Source organism: Pseudoalteromonas sp. ASV78 (assembly GCF_047806705.1).
Lineage (GTDB): Bacteria > Pseudomonadota > Gammaproteobacteria > Enterobacterales > Alteromonadaceae > Pseudoalteromonas > Pseudoalteromonas prydzensis_A.
Map to the genome: position 1 here is coordinate 3952867 of NZ_JBLOPA010000001.1, position 15367 is coordinate 3968233.

Annotated in this window: 11 protein-coding genes; 6 read left to right on the forward strand and 5 right to left on the reverse strand. The window is 41.2% G+C overall.

Features of this window, described 5'->3' with window-relative positions:
* Nucleotides 1-4: 4 nt before the first annotated feature.
* Both ACMVDV_RS18035 and ACMVDV_RS18040 read left to right on the forward strand, forming a co-directional pair.
* A complete protein-coding gene (locus tag ACMVDV_RS18035; RefSeq protein WP_416159015.1) occupies nt 5-1687 on the forward strand; it encodes a carbon starvation protein A in 1683 nt (560 codons plus the stop codon).
* Nucleotides 1688-1811: 124 nt separating this feature from the next.
* Nucleotides 1812-3335 (forward strand): M17 family metallopeptidase, encoded by a 1524-nt coding sequence (locus ACMVDV_RS18040; protein ID WP_416159016.1) that lies wholly within the window; start codon nt 1812-1814, stop codon nt 3333-3335.
* A gap of 67 nt (nt 3336-3402) precedes the next feature.
* On the opposite strand, the gene ACMVDV_RS18045 is transcribed toward ACMVDV_RS18040, so the two are convergent.
* Nucleotides 3403-5040 carry a methyl-accepting chemotaxis protein gene (locus ACMVDV_RS18045; RefSeq protein WP_304178502.1) on the reverse strand — a complete coding sequence of 546 codons (1638 nt, stop codon included), beginning with the start codon at nt 5038-5040 and terminating at the stop codon, nt 3403-3405.
* Between the two features lie 184 nt (nt 5041-5224).
* A complete protein-coding gene (locus ACMVDV_RS18050; RefSeq protein WP_416159017.1) occupies nt 5225-7450 on the reverse strand; it encodes a DPP IV N-terminal domain-containing protein in 2226 nt (741 codons plus the stop codon).
* 110 nt (nt 7451-7560) lie between these two features.
* Between ACMVDV_RS18050 and ACMVDV_RS18055 the strand changes: the two genes are divergently transcribed.
* Entirely contained in the window at nt 7561-7956 is a 396-nt protein-coding gene (locus tag ACMVDV_RS18055) for an HIT domain-containing protein (RefSeq protein WP_416159018.1), read from the forward strand.
* A gap of 135 nt (nt 7957-8091) precedes the next feature.
* A complete protein-coding gene (locus ACMVDV_RS18060; protein ID WP_416159019.1) occupies nt 8092-8835 on the forward strand; it encodes a substrate-binding periplasmic protein in 744 nt (247 codons plus the stop codon).
* A gap of 62 nt (nt 8836-8897) precedes the next feature.
* On the opposite strand, the gene ACMVDV_RS18065 is transcribed toward ACMVDV_RS18060, so the two are convergent.
* The gene (locus tag ACMVDV_RS18065) at nt 8898-10598 is read right to left on the reverse strand and encodes a dipeptidyl-peptidase 3 family protein (RefSeq protein ID WP_416159020.1); all 1701 of its coding nucleotides are present in this window, start codon (nt 10596-10598) and stop codon (nt 8898-8900) included.
* A gap of 273 nt (nt 10599-10871) precedes the next feature.
* Between ACMVDV_RS18065 and ACMVDV_RS18070 the strand changes: the two genes are divergently transcribed.
* Entirely contained in the window at nt 10872-11711 is an 840-nt protein-coding gene (locus tag ACMVDV_RS18070) for an HDOD domain-containing protein (protein ID WP_304178492.1), read from the forward strand.
* Nucleotides 11712-11776: 65 nt separating this feature from the next.
* Here ACMVDV_RS18070 and rdgC read toward each other — a convergent pair whose 3' ends face one another.
* A complete protein-coding gene (gene rdgC, locus ACMVDV_RS18075; protein WP_304178489.1) occupies nt 11777-12688 on the reverse strand; it encodes a recombination-associated protein RdgC in 912 nt (303 codons plus the stop codon).
* Between the two features lie 131 nt (nt 12689-12819).
* Nucleotides 12820-14583, reverse strand: a complete 1764-nt coding sequence (locus ACMVDV_RS18080; RefSeq protein WP_304178487.1) for a sensor histidine kinase — start codon at nt 14581-14583, stop codon at nt 12820-12822.
* Between the two features lie 281 nt (nt 14584-14864).
* On the opposite strand from ACMVDV_RS18080, the gene ACMVDV_RS18085 reads away from it, so the two are divergent.
* Nucleotides 14865-15230, forward strand: a complete 366-nt coding sequence (locus ACMVDV_RS18085) for a response regulator (RefSeq protein ID WP_304178485.1) — start codon at nt 14865-14867, stop codon at nt 15228-15230.
* Nucleotides 15231-15367 lie beyond the last annotated feature (137 nt).

A 15367-nucleotide genomic window follows, 5' to 3' on the forward strand; every position in this document is an offset into this window, starting at 1 on the left:
CGCTATGCAATCAGTTGTAATTGTACTGCTAGGTATGGTTGGAATGCTTTTTGGTTGGTTTGTTTATTCTAAATTTATCGCCGAAAAGATTTTCAAAATGGATGACAGTTTTGTCACCCCAGCGCATGAACTCGAAGATGGTAAAGATTTTGTACCTACCAATAAAGTGGTGCTTTGGGGGCATCATTTTACCTCTGTCGCAGGTGCTGCGCCAATTGTTGGCCCTGCGATTGCTGTTTACTGGGGCTGGGTGCCAGCCGTATTGTGGGTCGTATTAGGTACTATATTTTTTGCCGGTGTGCACGATATGGGCGCGCTTTGGGCCAGTGCGCGTAATAAAGGCAAATCCATGGGCGCGCTCTCAGAAACCGTGATTGGTAAGCGTACCCGCGCGTTATTTATGATTGTGGTTTTTCTGGTGTTATTAATGGTTAATGCGGTGTTTGGGGTGGTGATAGCAAAATCATTTATCAGTAGCCCAAATGCGGTTTTCCCTGCTTGGGCTGCAATTGTGGTAGCGCTCGTGATTGGTCAATTGTTGCGTAAAAAAATCTCTCTTATTCCGCTGTGCTTTATCGGCGTGGGGATTTTATATTACACCATCTATTTAGGCAGCAGCATGCCTATTACTCTCCCTGACGAGCTATTTGGTTTAAGCGCCAATGCTAACTGGATCATTATTTTATTTATATATGCAGCTATCGCGTCATTGTTACCGGTTTGGATGTTGTTACAACCGCGTGATTTCATCAATGGTATGCAATTATTGGTAGGTTTAGTGCTGTTATATGGCGCAGTTTTTGTTTCTATGCCTGATATCACTGCTCCAGCTTTTAACACGCAAACTGCGATAGATACCCCGAGTATTATTCCTTTACTATTTGTCACCATAGCCTGTGGCGCGGTGTCGGGCTTTCACGGTATTGTGTCATCGGGTACTAGCTCTAAGCAGCTTAATAAAGAAACCGATGGCCGTTTTGTTGGCTACCTCGGTGCTGTGGGCGAGGGCATGTTAGCCCTGATCACTTTGGTTGCTGTAAGTGGTGTGGCGCTTGCTGTATCGCCAGAAGAATGGCATGAAATATATAGCCACTTAGGGGCCGGTAGCGTCGGTGCTTTTGTTAATGGCGGTGCCAACCTAATTGAAACTGGTTGGGGTATTTCAAACGAAATTGCATCGACATTGCTTGCCGTTATGGTGGTGCTATTTGCTGGTACGACGATGGACTCTGGAGTGCGCTTGCAGCGTTATATCATTCAAGAGTGGGGTGATATTTATAATATTAAAGTGATAAAAAATGGCGTAATAGCCACATTGATTGCAGTGCTAAGTTGTTTATTATTGGCCTTTGGTGCTGGTGGCGCTGATGGCAGTGGTGGCATGATCATTTGGCCGTTGTTTGGCTCAACGAATCAGATTTTAGCGAGCCTGACGTTGTTAGTTATTTCGGTGATGTTGATCAAAGCAAATCGCCCAGCTAAATACACGCTTATTCCGATGAGTTTTGTGCTAGTGATGGCGTTTTTTGCTGGCCTGATCAAGCTTGGTGAATACTACCAACAAGGTAACTGGTTATTAGTGACATTGGATATCATTGTCTTAATCATCAGTGTGTTGGTTATGCTTGAAGCCTGGTCTGTGATCGCTAAACATCGCGCAGAGAATAAACCCGTAAGCAGTGAGTAACTGATTTATTTTACACTGTAACTGCAAGTTGCCAGCGGCACATAAGCTCGTCGTGCTTTGCTGGCAATAGCTAGTTAAATCAATGATAATAAGGTCCTCAGTTTTTCGACAACAGGACCTTTTTATGGCATATCCTCACGCAGTTGCAGCCCCGCAATTAGATAACGCAAAACATGACGCGCTTATTATTATTGCCGATAATTTTTCACAATTAGACGATCCGAATCTAAGCCTAGCGATTAAAGCGCAAATGGCGGTTGATGCACGTATCGGTAAACAAGTAACGTTCCTCGTGGTTGACTCAAAACGCGTAATTTTAGCGCCGACAGGTCCGTTAAATCGTGATTATGATGATGTCCGTCGTTATTTTGATGCCGCTAAACTGGCGATAATTGAGGCGAAAGCATCGGGTAGTACCAAACCTGCTATTTACTTACCACAAGCAAGCCAAGACAGCCGTTATCAGTATGCCTTAGAAGTTGCCTATTTAGGTGCATGCCAAGCTCTTTGGCAGCCGCTAGAAGCGCGAGAGCATCATGGTGAAAGTATCGAGCCAATCACCCAAATTGCGTTATTTGGTGCCAATGAGCAGACTATTAAAGCGGTTAATGCGATTGCCGCTGGGCAACACGCGGCGCGTGATTTATGTGGCACTGAACCTGAGCGTATGGCGCCACCGCGCTTTGCAGATTACTGCGTAGATTTATTTAAAGGCTCTAAAGTCAGTGTTGAAGTGATTGCAGATATCGCCACTATTGATAAAGAGTACCCAATGATGAGCACGGTAGCTCGCGCTTCATATGCGGTTGAGCGTCATCACCCGCGTGTTGTAAAACTTGAGTATGTGCCAGAAGGTGAAGTAACTCGTACTTTAATGTTTGTTGGTAAAGGCTTAGTGTATGACACCGGCGGCGCGGACTTAAAAGTAGGCGGCTTTATGGCAGGCATGAGCCGTGATAAAGGCGGCGCTGCTTCTGTTGCTGGGTTTATGAAATCAGTTGCTGATTTTGCGCCACAAGGCGTAAAAGTAATGGCCTTTTTAGCGGTGGTACGTAACTCGATTGGCTCTGATTGTTTTGTGCCAGATGAAATTATCACCAGCCGTGAAGGTGTTCGAGTACGTATTGGTAACACCGATGCGGAAGGTCGCTTAGCGATGGGGGATTTACTCAGCGAAATGAAAGAGCTTGCTAAAACGCAAGTGAACCCAGAGCTCTTTACTGTTGCGACACTAACCGGTCATGCTGCCCGTGCTATGGGACCATACAGTGCGTATGTTGAAAACGGCCCTGCACGTGCTGCGAATATCTCTCGTAAATTGGCTGATTGTGGCGATTTATGGGCAGATGGCGCAGAAGTTTCTCGCAGTCGCCGCGAAGACTATGACTTTATTAAACCGCGCACTCTAGCGGATGATGTGCTATCAAGTAACAACGCGGCATCGGCTGTCACTGCACGCGGACACCAGTTCCCAATGGCGTTTTTAGCGATTGTGGGTGGTCTAGATAAACATGGCACTGACTCTGCCCAGCCAATTCCCTATGTGCATATGGATATTGCCGGTAGTGGTGTTGAAGGTGGCGATTGGCAACATGGCAAACCTACTGCAGCTGGTTTAAGCAGCCTATTTGCGCGTTACTGCTTATAATATTTAATAAGCAAAAGCCCCGCCATTGAACATGACGGGGCTTTGTTACGACTGCATTGTAAGTTAATTAATCTAGCTTAAAGCGACTCACAACATCGCTTAGTTCTTGGCTGCTATGTTTTAAATTATCACTGGCACTAGAAAGTTGTGCTGTATTTGCTAATGAATGCTCCGTTGATTGCGATAATTCATTAATACGTAAATTCACTTCGTCAGCGGCACTTGATTGTTGCTCGGTTGCGCGGGCAATTTGGCCGTTCATATCGGTGATCACAGAGACCAGTCGCTCAATTTCAGTTAACGAGTTATTGGCAGTGCCCGCTTGCTCTACGGTGCTACTTGATAGTTGTTGGCTCGCCGTGACAGCTTCAACCGCCGCCTGCGCGCCTTTTTGTAGTTTGGCTATCATGGCTTGAATTTCGTCGGTACTTTTACCCGTGCGACTAGCTAGTGTGCGTACTTCATCGGCAACAACGGCAAAGCCACGGCCTTGTTCACCAGCGCGTGCCGCCTCAATTGCAGCATTGAGCGCGAGTAAATTGGTTTGTTCAGCGATCCCTCTAATTACATCAAGCACCGAGCCAATATTATTACTTTCGTTGGCTAAATCGGCAGTCACTTGACTCACTGTTTCAATATTGTGTGATAGGGTTTCAATGGCTTTAATTGTTTTTGCCACCACTTCTTTGCCTTGTGAGGCATTACTTGCTGCATCAACAGCAGCATGTTCGGCAGCCTCAGCATTACGACTTACATCATGTATTTGATGGGTCATCTGTTCCATTGCTGCAGCTACTTGGGTTGAGCTGTCATTTTGCAACTCGATGAAAGAATGATTGGTTTTACTTGCATCATCAACAGTCTGCGCATGATGATTGACATCGTAAGCATTGGTCGCGACTTGTTTAAGTGATTCGCGAATTTTTGTGGTATATAAATTAAAATACCGAGACAAACGAGAGACTTCATCATTGCCGCTTTCATCTAACACTTGCGTTAAATCGCCTTCGCCCTGTGAAATATCTTTCATCATATCGGCTGCAAGTTGCGTTGGCAGTAAGATACTACGTGCAATTAAGTAACTTAAACTAATAAACAGTAAGAGAATAACACTGGCATTGATGATCATTAGGGTTCGCAGTTCAGAGAATGTTTCATCAATCGTATCTAAATATACACCTGAGCCAATGATCCATTGCCAAGGCGTAAAACCTTTCACAAAGGCAATTTTATCTACCGGCATGTCTTTGCCTGGCTTTGGCCATTTATATGGTACGAAGCCGCTACCTTGTTGTTTTACTATATTCACCATTTCAATAAATAATAGAGTGCCATCGGGATCTTTGTTGTTGGCTAAAGATTTACCATTGAGGTCTGGCTTAATTGGATGCATCACCATATTTGGCTGATAGTCGTTGATCCAGTAATAGTTGCTTTCGTCATAACGCATGGCTGCAATGGTATCTAAGGCATGTTGTTGTGCTTGCTGTTTGTTTAATGTGCCAGCCTGTTCTAAAGAGTAAGCATGGCTAATAAGGCTATGAGCTGCTTCCACTAAGTTTTTTGTTTTAGTATATTGTTCTGTTTTTAGTGAACTATATTGTTGCGTAAGGCTGGTAATACTTAAGAAAAGTAAGCCAATTACCACCACACTAACCAGCATTGCTAAACGCTGGAAAATTGTAAAACGGCGTAGATACGACATAGAAGATCCTTTGTGTGTGCTCGCATTGTTCGCGAATATCATTAAGCGTAGTTAAAAAGGTATAAAAATCTAGGTAATTAGCGGTTATTATTGATAATAAATAACGCTGCAATTTTTATTAATGCAAAAAAAAGGCTGATCACACAATCAGCCTTTAGTTTAATTATAAAACAATTGAAGCATGTTATTTAACGTCAAAATGGCGGTTAAAGAAACTGGTAATTGTTTGATGTAAATGCGTTTGTACACTTTTACCACGTAAGCTGTGCTTTGAACCTGGGTAGGTCATCATCTCAAACTGTTTTTCGTTATCTTGTAGTTGCTTAAATAACTTAGTGGCATGCGTGAATAGTACGTTGTCATCAGCCATACCATGGTAGATCATTAATGGCCCTTTTAAGCCATCTGCGTATGGGAATACTGCACTGTCGGTGTAACCTTTAGCGTTTGTTTCAGGATGGCCTAAATAGCGCTCTGTGTAATGAGTATCATACAATGCCCAATCAGTCACTGGTGCACCTGATACACCGGCTTGGAAGTAATCACCGGCTTTAAACATGGTCATTAATGCCATGTAGCCGCCGTAACTGTGGCCATAAATACCAATACGCTGCGGGTCAACGTAATCAAGAGTACGTAAAAATTCCACGCCCTTGATTTGGTCGGCTACTTCCACCACACCTAAATGCTTGTATATGGCATCTTCGAACTTTTTGCCGCGATTATATGAACCGCGATTATCAAGTTGGAAAACCACATAACCTTGTTGCGCCATATATTGGAAGTATAAGTTTTTACTGCGCCAGCTGTTCGTTACACGTTGTGCATGTGGGCCGCCATAAACATTCACCAGTACAGGGTGCTTTTTACCATCATTAATAGTGGCTGGCTTAAATAAGCGATAATGCATCACTTGGCCATCATCGGCTTTTATTGTGCCGTATTCAGGCTCAGCTAAGTCAGCTAAATAAGGTGTAAGAGGGTGTGTTTTATCTAGCTTGTTTTCCTCAAGCCAAGTAATAAACTCGCCGTTTATGTTACGAAGTGCAGCCGATCCTGGTTTATTTACCGATGAGCTGTTATCAATAAAGGTTTTACTGTCTTTGGCAATGACGACATTGTGGTATTGGCCTTGCTCGGTAATACGTTTGATGTCGCCCTTTTTAAATAACGGCACACTGTATAAGTGGCTTTCAAGAGCAGTATCTTTACGACCGGCAAAATAGAGGATGCCTTTTTTCTCATCAATACCCTTTAAACTATCAACAACCCAGTCACCATTAGTGATTTGGCGTACCAATTTACCGTTGCTACGGTAAAGGTATAAATGCTTAAAGCCATTGCGCTCAGAGGCCCAAACAAAGTGTTTTTTGTCCTTCAAAAACTGTAGGTCAAAGTGCAGGTTGATCCAAGTATCGCTGGTTTCAGTTAAGGCAACTTTTTGCTCTTTTGTGTCGCTGTTATAAAAGCGCAATTCCAAGGTGTGCTGAGAGCGGTCTTGCCATTGGTATGAAAGCGTTTTATCGTCTTCTAACCATTTCGCACGAGCGATGTAAATATCGTCGTCTTTGCCAAGGTCCACCCAATCAACACTTTGGTCGTTAATAGCCACAACGCCAAGCTGGATTTTAACATTGTTAGTGCCAGTAAATGGATAACGTTGGTTGAATAGTTTAACTTCTTCGGCGTAAATTTCGTTGCGGATCGCTTCTTCTACTGGGCTTTCGTCAATGCGGGTGAAGGCGATTTTTGATTCATCACCTGACCACCAGTAACCAGTCATGCGGCCCATTTCTTCTTGCGCAACAAATTCAGCCATAGCGTTTTTGATTACGCCACCGCCATCTTTGCTCAGTTGAGTTTCTTTGCCCGATTTTAGGTTTAGCACATACAAGTTTTGTTCACGGACAAACGAGACAAAATTCCCTTTTGGTGAAAAACGGGCATCTGTTTCAAACGCTTCTGTGTCCGTTAGTTTACGGCTTTTTGCTGATGCTAGTTGGTAGTAATAGAGGTCGCCATTAAGTGGGAATAACAGCGCTTTGCCATCCTTAGACCACTTGTACTCTAAAATACCTTTACCAAAAATGCGTTGACGTTCGCGGCGCGCTTTTTCTTCATCAGAGAGATTTTCTGGGCCTGAAAATAGTTTAGCCGAGTCCACTAAAATACGATTTTTGTTATCTTTTAAATTGTATTCCCATAAATCATAGCGGTTGTAATCATCGCTTTTACCTTGCAAATAGGTAACACGGCTACCATCGGGTGAAAACTTAAGCTGCACAGGTGCTTTACCCGCTAAACTAGGATCATCAAAAATACGTTCTAACGTAAGTGGCTGTGCTTGCACTGTGATGGCTGTTACCACCAAAGGAAGCAAGCAGGAGAGGCGTTTAATTTTTTTTAACACGTGTTTACCTTCGCTCGAATAAAAACTGTGATGATGGTAAAGGCAAGCGTGGGCAACTGCAACTAAATGCTATAAAGTAGCGAAAAAGTACTTTTGGTAAGGAATAAAAAATGACGGTTGAATTTTCTCTCGCCCCAGAGCTTGCTCGTGATTGTATTGAAGTGGCAGATTGGCCTTTATGTAAAGTATTACTGATGAATGACAGCCAATACCCTTGGTTTATTTTGGTACCTCGTAAGGCGGGTTTAAAAGAGAGCATTGATTTAGATGACGCTGAACAATTGCTATTAATGAAAGAGTCAGCGAAATTAAGTCTGTTACTTAAAGAAGTGTTTAACCCAGATAAACTCAATGTCGCAGCGCTTGGTAATATGGTGCCCCAGTTACACATTCATCATATTGCGCGTTTTAAAACTGATGTTGCATGGCCGGCACCAGTATGGGGTAAGTATCCTGCAGTGCCTTACAGTGAAGAGCAATTGACACGTTTAAAAACACATTTTTAATACTGGTTTATTTTTTACATAACAGAATTTTATCACGGTATTATGACTTTTAGTTGGGTAAAAATAGACTATGCTTAGAGCCACTAAGTCGTGGCTGCTTATTGCATTCAGTATCTAGGGATTACAAACTAATTGATGAAAGCTTTTGTATTGTTTACCTTGTTAAGTGTATTTTCGCATCACAGTGCTGCAGATACATTTTACTTTGTTGGTACCACCTTTCCGTCGGTACTTGAAAAAAATGAACAAGGTCAAGTCGAAGGCTTAGGCGCCGACATCGCAGGTGAAATTTGCTTGCGTTTAGGTTGCCAAATTAAAATTGATATTTTGCCATTTAAACGGGCGCTAAAAATGGTTGAACTTGGTAAGGCTGATGCGTTTATAGGCCCTTATAAGTCGGCTATTAGAGAGCAATATATGATTTATAGTGAGGCTGCTTTCTATCAAGACCCGCTGGTTTTTTATGTCAAAAATAGTAATGAATTCCAGTGGCATAATAATTTAGAGACATTAAAAGAGTTATCGGTTGGATTAACCCGAGGTTGGAACTATGGTGACGATTTTGAGCAATATAAAAGTCAGTTAGAAATTTCTGAAGTGGGTACTGTTGAAGCCAGTTTTTTGCAGTTAATTCATGACCGCGTCGATATTTTAGTGACTCATCCAAGAGCTGCACAGCCCGTTATTAAGCAGTTAAAATTAGCTAATCAAGTTAAACGGTTACAGCCACCATTAATTGTTAATAAAGGCTATTTTGGTTTTTCAAAGAAACGCAATTTAAATGAGTTTATTACCTTATTCGATAAAGAATTAAATCATATGGTTGCTAATGGAGAAGTAAAAAAAATGAGTGAAAAATATGGTTTAATATTCCCATAATAGCAATACTGAATTAAAAAGGCGTTTTAGGTGAAGTCCTAAAACGCCTTTTCAGTATTATATTAGTTTAAACCTAGTACATCTTTACCTTGTTTAAAGATTACATCTACAGGGATATTTGCTTGGCTTAGTTTTTCAAGATCTTTAGCCAGCTCAGCTTTAATATCACCGTGTGTATCAATCAGCTGATCAACCTTTTGGTAATCGCCGTCACCTTGTAAGGTTAAGATCAAGCGCGATAGTTTCGCCATTGCTTGGCCCATTTTTTCCATATTAACGCTGTAAAGGCCTTGCTCGTTTTTAGCAAACGCCCCTTCTTGTGCGAAAAAGTTAAAACGGATCATATTTGCTTTACCATGAGCACTCGATGCACCAAAGCGCACTGAACGGAAGATACCAGCCATAAAGGTAATATAGTAATCTTCTAATGTACCTTCGGTGATTTCACCTTTGTTAAGTAACTGCTCAACCATGTACAAACCTAAGATATCGGCTTTGCCTTCTTCAAGCGCACTGGCGTGTTCTTGCAGTGATTGGCGCACTGTGCCTTTATTTGTAATGGTGTTTTTAATGCCTAAACCGTGAGCCACTTCATGGAACATAGTATTGGCAAAAAATGCATCAAAGGTAATATGTTTGCGCTGTTCAGGCACGATCAGTTGCTCAGAGATCGGCACTAAAATTTTATCAAACTTAGCGCGCATCGCATTTTTAAGTTGTAAGCGACGCGTGCCTTTTTCAAGTTGCACTTGTTCGTCATTAGGTAAGTTGATAGCTATGGTTTTACTACCGGCATTTGAATGCCCAGCATAATACACAACATCGTATGCGTTTAAGTCTGCGTCAGAGCCTGGTACTTCTTGTTTATATTTGGCATCAACAGGCAAGCCTTTTTGTAACTCTGGTAAAAATGCCGCAAATTTAGCGAGACGTTCGCTCCAGGCTAGATCTTTTACTAATACATAAGATTCAAATGCAGCGCGATAACCAAACAGTTGATCTTCATAAGTCTCGATTGGACCAATAACCACGTCAATAGGGTTATTCTTCATGTCCATCCATGCAAAATCAGATGCTTGATAATCATCATTTTGTAGTGCGTCGGCACGTAAGTTTAAGTAGTTAGCAAATTCTTTGTCATCAGCTAGCTTACTTGCTTCACGTAATAAGTTTGCTGCTTTTTCAAGTGCTTGTGCGTATTCAATTGAGTAGGCTACGCTATACAGCTTGCCATTTTCATCACGTTTAATAACAGAGTATAGGCCATTTTTATCTGTTACATCGGCGTTGTTTAGCTCTTCTTTGCTGATATCGGCTGGGTAAAATTGTGCCCCAGCGGTTTTTTCTTCATAGCCAGATAAGAAGGTTTGGTCGCCATTTAATCTGTCCCACGGGCCATAGTTGATATCGGCAAATTTTTGTACTTTCGGATCGTTAATTTTAGCTAGAAAAGCCGCCTTATCTTCACCGAATGCTTGACGCCAAAACAGCTCGTCCATAATTTTTGAGGCATCGATAAGTTTTGCTATTAGGGCTTTTTGATTATCGCTTAAATGTGATAAATCAGTTGTTAAGCTAAAGTCGGTGTAGATATCTAGGCGACTAGCAGCGGTGTTAATAAGTTGTGGGCCGCTAGCTTGTGTTTGTTTTACCGGGGTTGCAACGTCAGCAGAGGTTTTCGAGGTGCTGGCTTGTTCAGAACATGCGCTAAGAAAAACGGCACCGCTAAGGATGAGTGCTTGGCTTATTTTATTAAGAGTCATTATGTTGCCTGTTAAAAAGTGGATTTAATATATGCCCTAGGTACAAAGGACTGCGCTTCCTTGTTGTGTCAGCATTAAAGCAAATGTTATGCGTAAATAGCAAGCTTCCTAGGTTGTGGTGCGCTAAGCTTTGGGATATAAATTTTAGCAGAAAAATAAACTAACATAATTTCTGTAATTTTCTTAACTTTAGCGGTAACTTAGGCAATACTGTATCTAAAAGAATCCATGATTTGAGTATTTAAACAAATCATACAAAAGGATGGCACATTTATGTCAACAGAAAACGCACTACTGACCATTTTGGTTGATCGTATTAATAATGACACGTTAGTTTTACCAACCCTACCTGAGGTTGCGGTACGTGTACGCCAAGCTGCCGATAATCCAGATGTAAATTTGGCGCAAATGGCTGATGTTATTTCCCATGATCCAGCATTAGCAGCACGGATGATTAAAGTCGCAAATAGTGCGTTTCTGGGACGCTCGGTTAAAGTTTCTAATCTTAATCAGGCGGTAACCCGCATTGGTTTGCGTCAAATTAAGAACATTGCGACGGCAATGGCGATGGAGCAGTTATTTGTTTCAAATAATGAATTGATCAAAGGCTATATGGACAAAGCATGGCAAAAAACGCTAACAGTAGCGTGCCATTCAATTACACTGCTGGAGTTTTATTTAAAAGAAAACAAAAACACATCACTCAATCGCGATACCATCACGCTTGCATCTTTAGTGTATAACATCGGCGTACTGCCTATTTTAACTGAAGCAGAGCGCCACCCAGAAGTGTTTGCTAACCCAAGCTTTTTAGCGCATGCAATTCAAAAGCTGAGCGGTAAAGTTGGTGGGGCAATTATGCGCGCGTGGGAGTTTACCGATGAGTTTGTTGAAGTGGCTGAAAGCTGGGCAAACCCAAACTATCGCCCAGAACATATTAGCTATGTTGATTTCATTCGTATTGGTGCAATCATGGAAGGTATCTTACAAGTCTCTGATAAGTCTGCTGCACTGCAAACTTATATAGATAAAGGGGTGATCCCATCGTTAGATGTTTTTTCAAGTGATGAATATAATGATATGCTCGATGATGTGAAATCGGTCTTTAGTTGAGCTAAGTCGTTAGTTAAAAAAGCGCCAACAGGGCGCTTTTTTAGTATTTAAAACTCAGTCAGTATTTAGGCTAAATCTTCAACGTCGCCTAAGCCTGCTGTTAACTCTTCGAGCATCTGCTTAATTTCTTCTGAAGCAAGAATAAAGTCGGCATCAAGTTTGACTAACATGTCTTCTTTAGGGATGTCGGCGTTTTCTTCTTTTAAAGTTTCTGAGTAACTGAGGCGTTTAATCGAGCCGTCATTTTGCAGCATAAACTTAAGACGTTCTTGCCAATCAAGGGCTAGTTTGGTAACGCGTTTGCCGCTTTCAAGGTGCGATTTCACTTCATCACAGGCAAGGTCATGGCCTTTAAGTTTTACTTGCGCGCCACTGTCATCGGCTTCTTCAAGTTCTGCATCTGAGCCAATCGCAAAGCCTTCTGGGGTGCTAAAGTTGGTTAACCAGTCTGTTAAGAATACGTCTAAGTCATAGTTAGCAAACGCAGGAACAACAGGTAACGTGCCTAATGATTTACGAAGTAACGCCAATAACTCTTCAGCTTTGTTAAAACTGCCGCTATTGACCACGACCCAACCGTTTTCTTGGTCGATAAAAGCAAACTGCAAGCTCGACTTTTTAAAAGCTTGCGGTAGTAAGCTATGCAGAATATTTTCTTTGAGCTCATCTTTTTCTTTTTTCTTAACTGGGCGATTTTCTTCCGCTTCGATAAGTTCTATTTTCTCAGCAACCATGTCGTTGATAACGGATGCAGGAAGTACTTTTTCTTCACGTTTAGCACAGATTAAAATGCTTTTTTGCGAAAAATGAGCAAGTGTATCACCGTGTTTACCAAAGGCTTTAGTCCAGCCAAAGGTACTTAAATCTTGGCTGCCACAAGGACGAAATAAATCTTGTTCTAAGGCTTTATCAAAGTCTTCTTGGCTGTATGAGACGTCTTGTTTAAAGCGGTAACAAATAAGGTTACTAAACCACATAGGGAGATTGATCCATTCGGTAAATTTGCCCAATCATAGCAATAAAAAGCTGATGCGCAAATGACTGATTGGCCAAACGTTTAGCAATTAAGCAAAGTGTTAGGCAAACAGTGAAGGCGCATTAAGCGTGGCTAGTTATTAAATATCGACAACGGTTTTGGCATGTCTTTAGGAAAACTAATATGGTAATGCAAGCCTTGACCGGGTGAGCTGGTTACATCGATTTCACCACTGAGGGTTTGCTTGACCAAGTTAAAGGTGATGTGGGTGCCGAGCCCACTGCCGCCTTGATCGCGTTTGGTGGTAAAAAACGGGTCAAACAGCTTCTCTAATTGTTGTTCAGTAACACCATTGCCATTATCTTTAAAGTCGATAATAACTTGGTCGTCTTCATTTTTAATTGCAATATCAATAATGCCGTTACTGATACCATCAAAAGCGTGGATCAATGAATTCATAATCAAATTAGTAAATATTTGACTAATAGCACCCGCTGGTAGGTTTAGGGTTAAATCTGCTGGGCAATCTAAATTAATGTGGTGGCTGGTATTTTTAATTTTAGGGTGCAATGAGCGAATGACCTCGCCCAAATACTCTTTAAGGTTAATGGTGCGTACCGCTTCACTGGCTTGATCAACGGCTATTTGCTTAAAGCTGGCAACCAGCTCAGAGGCGCGGTCTAAATTGGTTGTCAGCAAGCTGGTGCTTTGCTTGGCATCATTAATAAACTCTTCCAGTGCTTTAGGGGAGAGAGTTTTATTTTTGTACGCTGTTTCTATTTGTAATAGCCGCTCTTGTAAAAAAGAGGTGGCAGTAACACCAATGCCTACTGGTGTATTAATATCATGAGTAATACCGGCAACCAGGCCACCTAAAGCAGCCATTTTTTCTGAGCCTACTAGGCGCTCTTGTGCCATATTGAGTTCATCAACATAACGCTGCATTTCGGTTTGTTTAGTCAGTAATTCTTGTTCAGTATGACGGCGTAAATCAATTTCTTCAGTGAGCGTTAGTTTTTGTTTTTCTAGTTCGTATTTTTGCTGCTGTAAATCCATCATCGCTTGGCTTAAATTTGATGTTTTACGCGCCACTTCTTGTTCGAGTTGCAGGTTTTGTTGATCAAGTTTTTCGTTACTGATCATTAATTTCTTTTGTGTTTGTTCGAGTTCTTTACGGTATTTCACGACTTTATCGATTAATTTATTGAATGACTCCTCCATCACTTTTAATTCGTTGTGCTCACTCGTTTCAATTTCGATATGTTGCCCTTCGAGGTCATTTAATTCAAGATCTTCTATTTGCTCGGTCAATTGCGCGAGGGGCTCGGTGAGTAATTTTCTAAATGCCATTAAAAACAGAATGATCAAAAAAGTAGTTTTGATCATCGCATTACCAATTAAAAAGTAAATGGAGATCATGATACGGCTAAATACCACTTCTCGACTTGAGAACAGTGTGACATCACCGACTTGGGTGGCGCGCCCTGAAAATTCAAAGATCAATGGAAAGGTATAACCGAATAAACCCGACGGGGTATCTTCGATGATGGCTTCTTCTTGCACTAATTGTTGGCTGTACAGTTCACGAATATCCAAAGAGCGACCAAGCTGTGAAATAATTTCGCCGCTATCATCACGGACAATAATGCCTTCGATCATGGGAATGGCTAATAAACCTTCTGCGGTGGTGATGGTTTGTTTGGTATTTAGCTCCCAAATAGCGCGAGTTAAACTGCGACTGAATGTTTTTTGCAGGGTCGTTAATTCATCACGAATATAATCTTTCGTGTTAACATACTCTGCAATAACTTGCCCGCACGTCACTACAAAAGTTAATAAAAAGTAGACGGATAACACACTGGTAAGTAGCTTTTTCGACAGGCTTTTTTGTAGCATGGGTGTCCCATAGCTCCTTTATTTTTTACACAAAGCTTAATTCATACCCTAGCAACGAGTACATTCAATACTAAAGTTAGCTAATAAATGTTTAAAAATAAATAAAATAATCTTATTTAACCGTATATTGCCAATTTTTCTTTTTTTTAGCAAAAACTTAAGCTTATCGTTGTTAAATTTTTGTGTTATAAAATCACACTCACTTTTATAACATTATGATTTTTTGAGTGGCGATTTACTGCACTCAGTGATCTATTATCGGTATTTTAGTTGTCAATATTATGAATTTTTCTGTCTTGGTGTGTGATGATTCTACAGTAGCACGCAAACAAGTTGTGCGCTGTTTAGATGAATGTATTACAGCAGATATTATGCAAGCAAAAAATGGCCGCGAAGCCCTAGAATTAATGCAAACGCATAATTTTGACTTACTGTGTCTTGATTTAACAATGCCTGAAATTGATGGTGTGCAGGTGCTTGAGCGTATTAAAGCGCAAAAAATAGAATGCTTCGTGCTGGTTATTTCTGCTGATATTCAACATGCAATGAAACAGCGTGTCGCAAAGTTAGGCGCTATTGATTTTATTGATAAGCCAATAGATAAAACCAGATTAAATGAAATTCTGCATAAATTTGGCATTCATTAGATTTGTTTATAACCAAAAAGCATAATTTATCTTTTTATTAAGGGTTGACAGAATAGCCATGTTTAAGGCAGTCTAAGGGCTATGAAAACAAATAATCACGTATTGACCATTATTATTACAACCACCATTCTAACTGG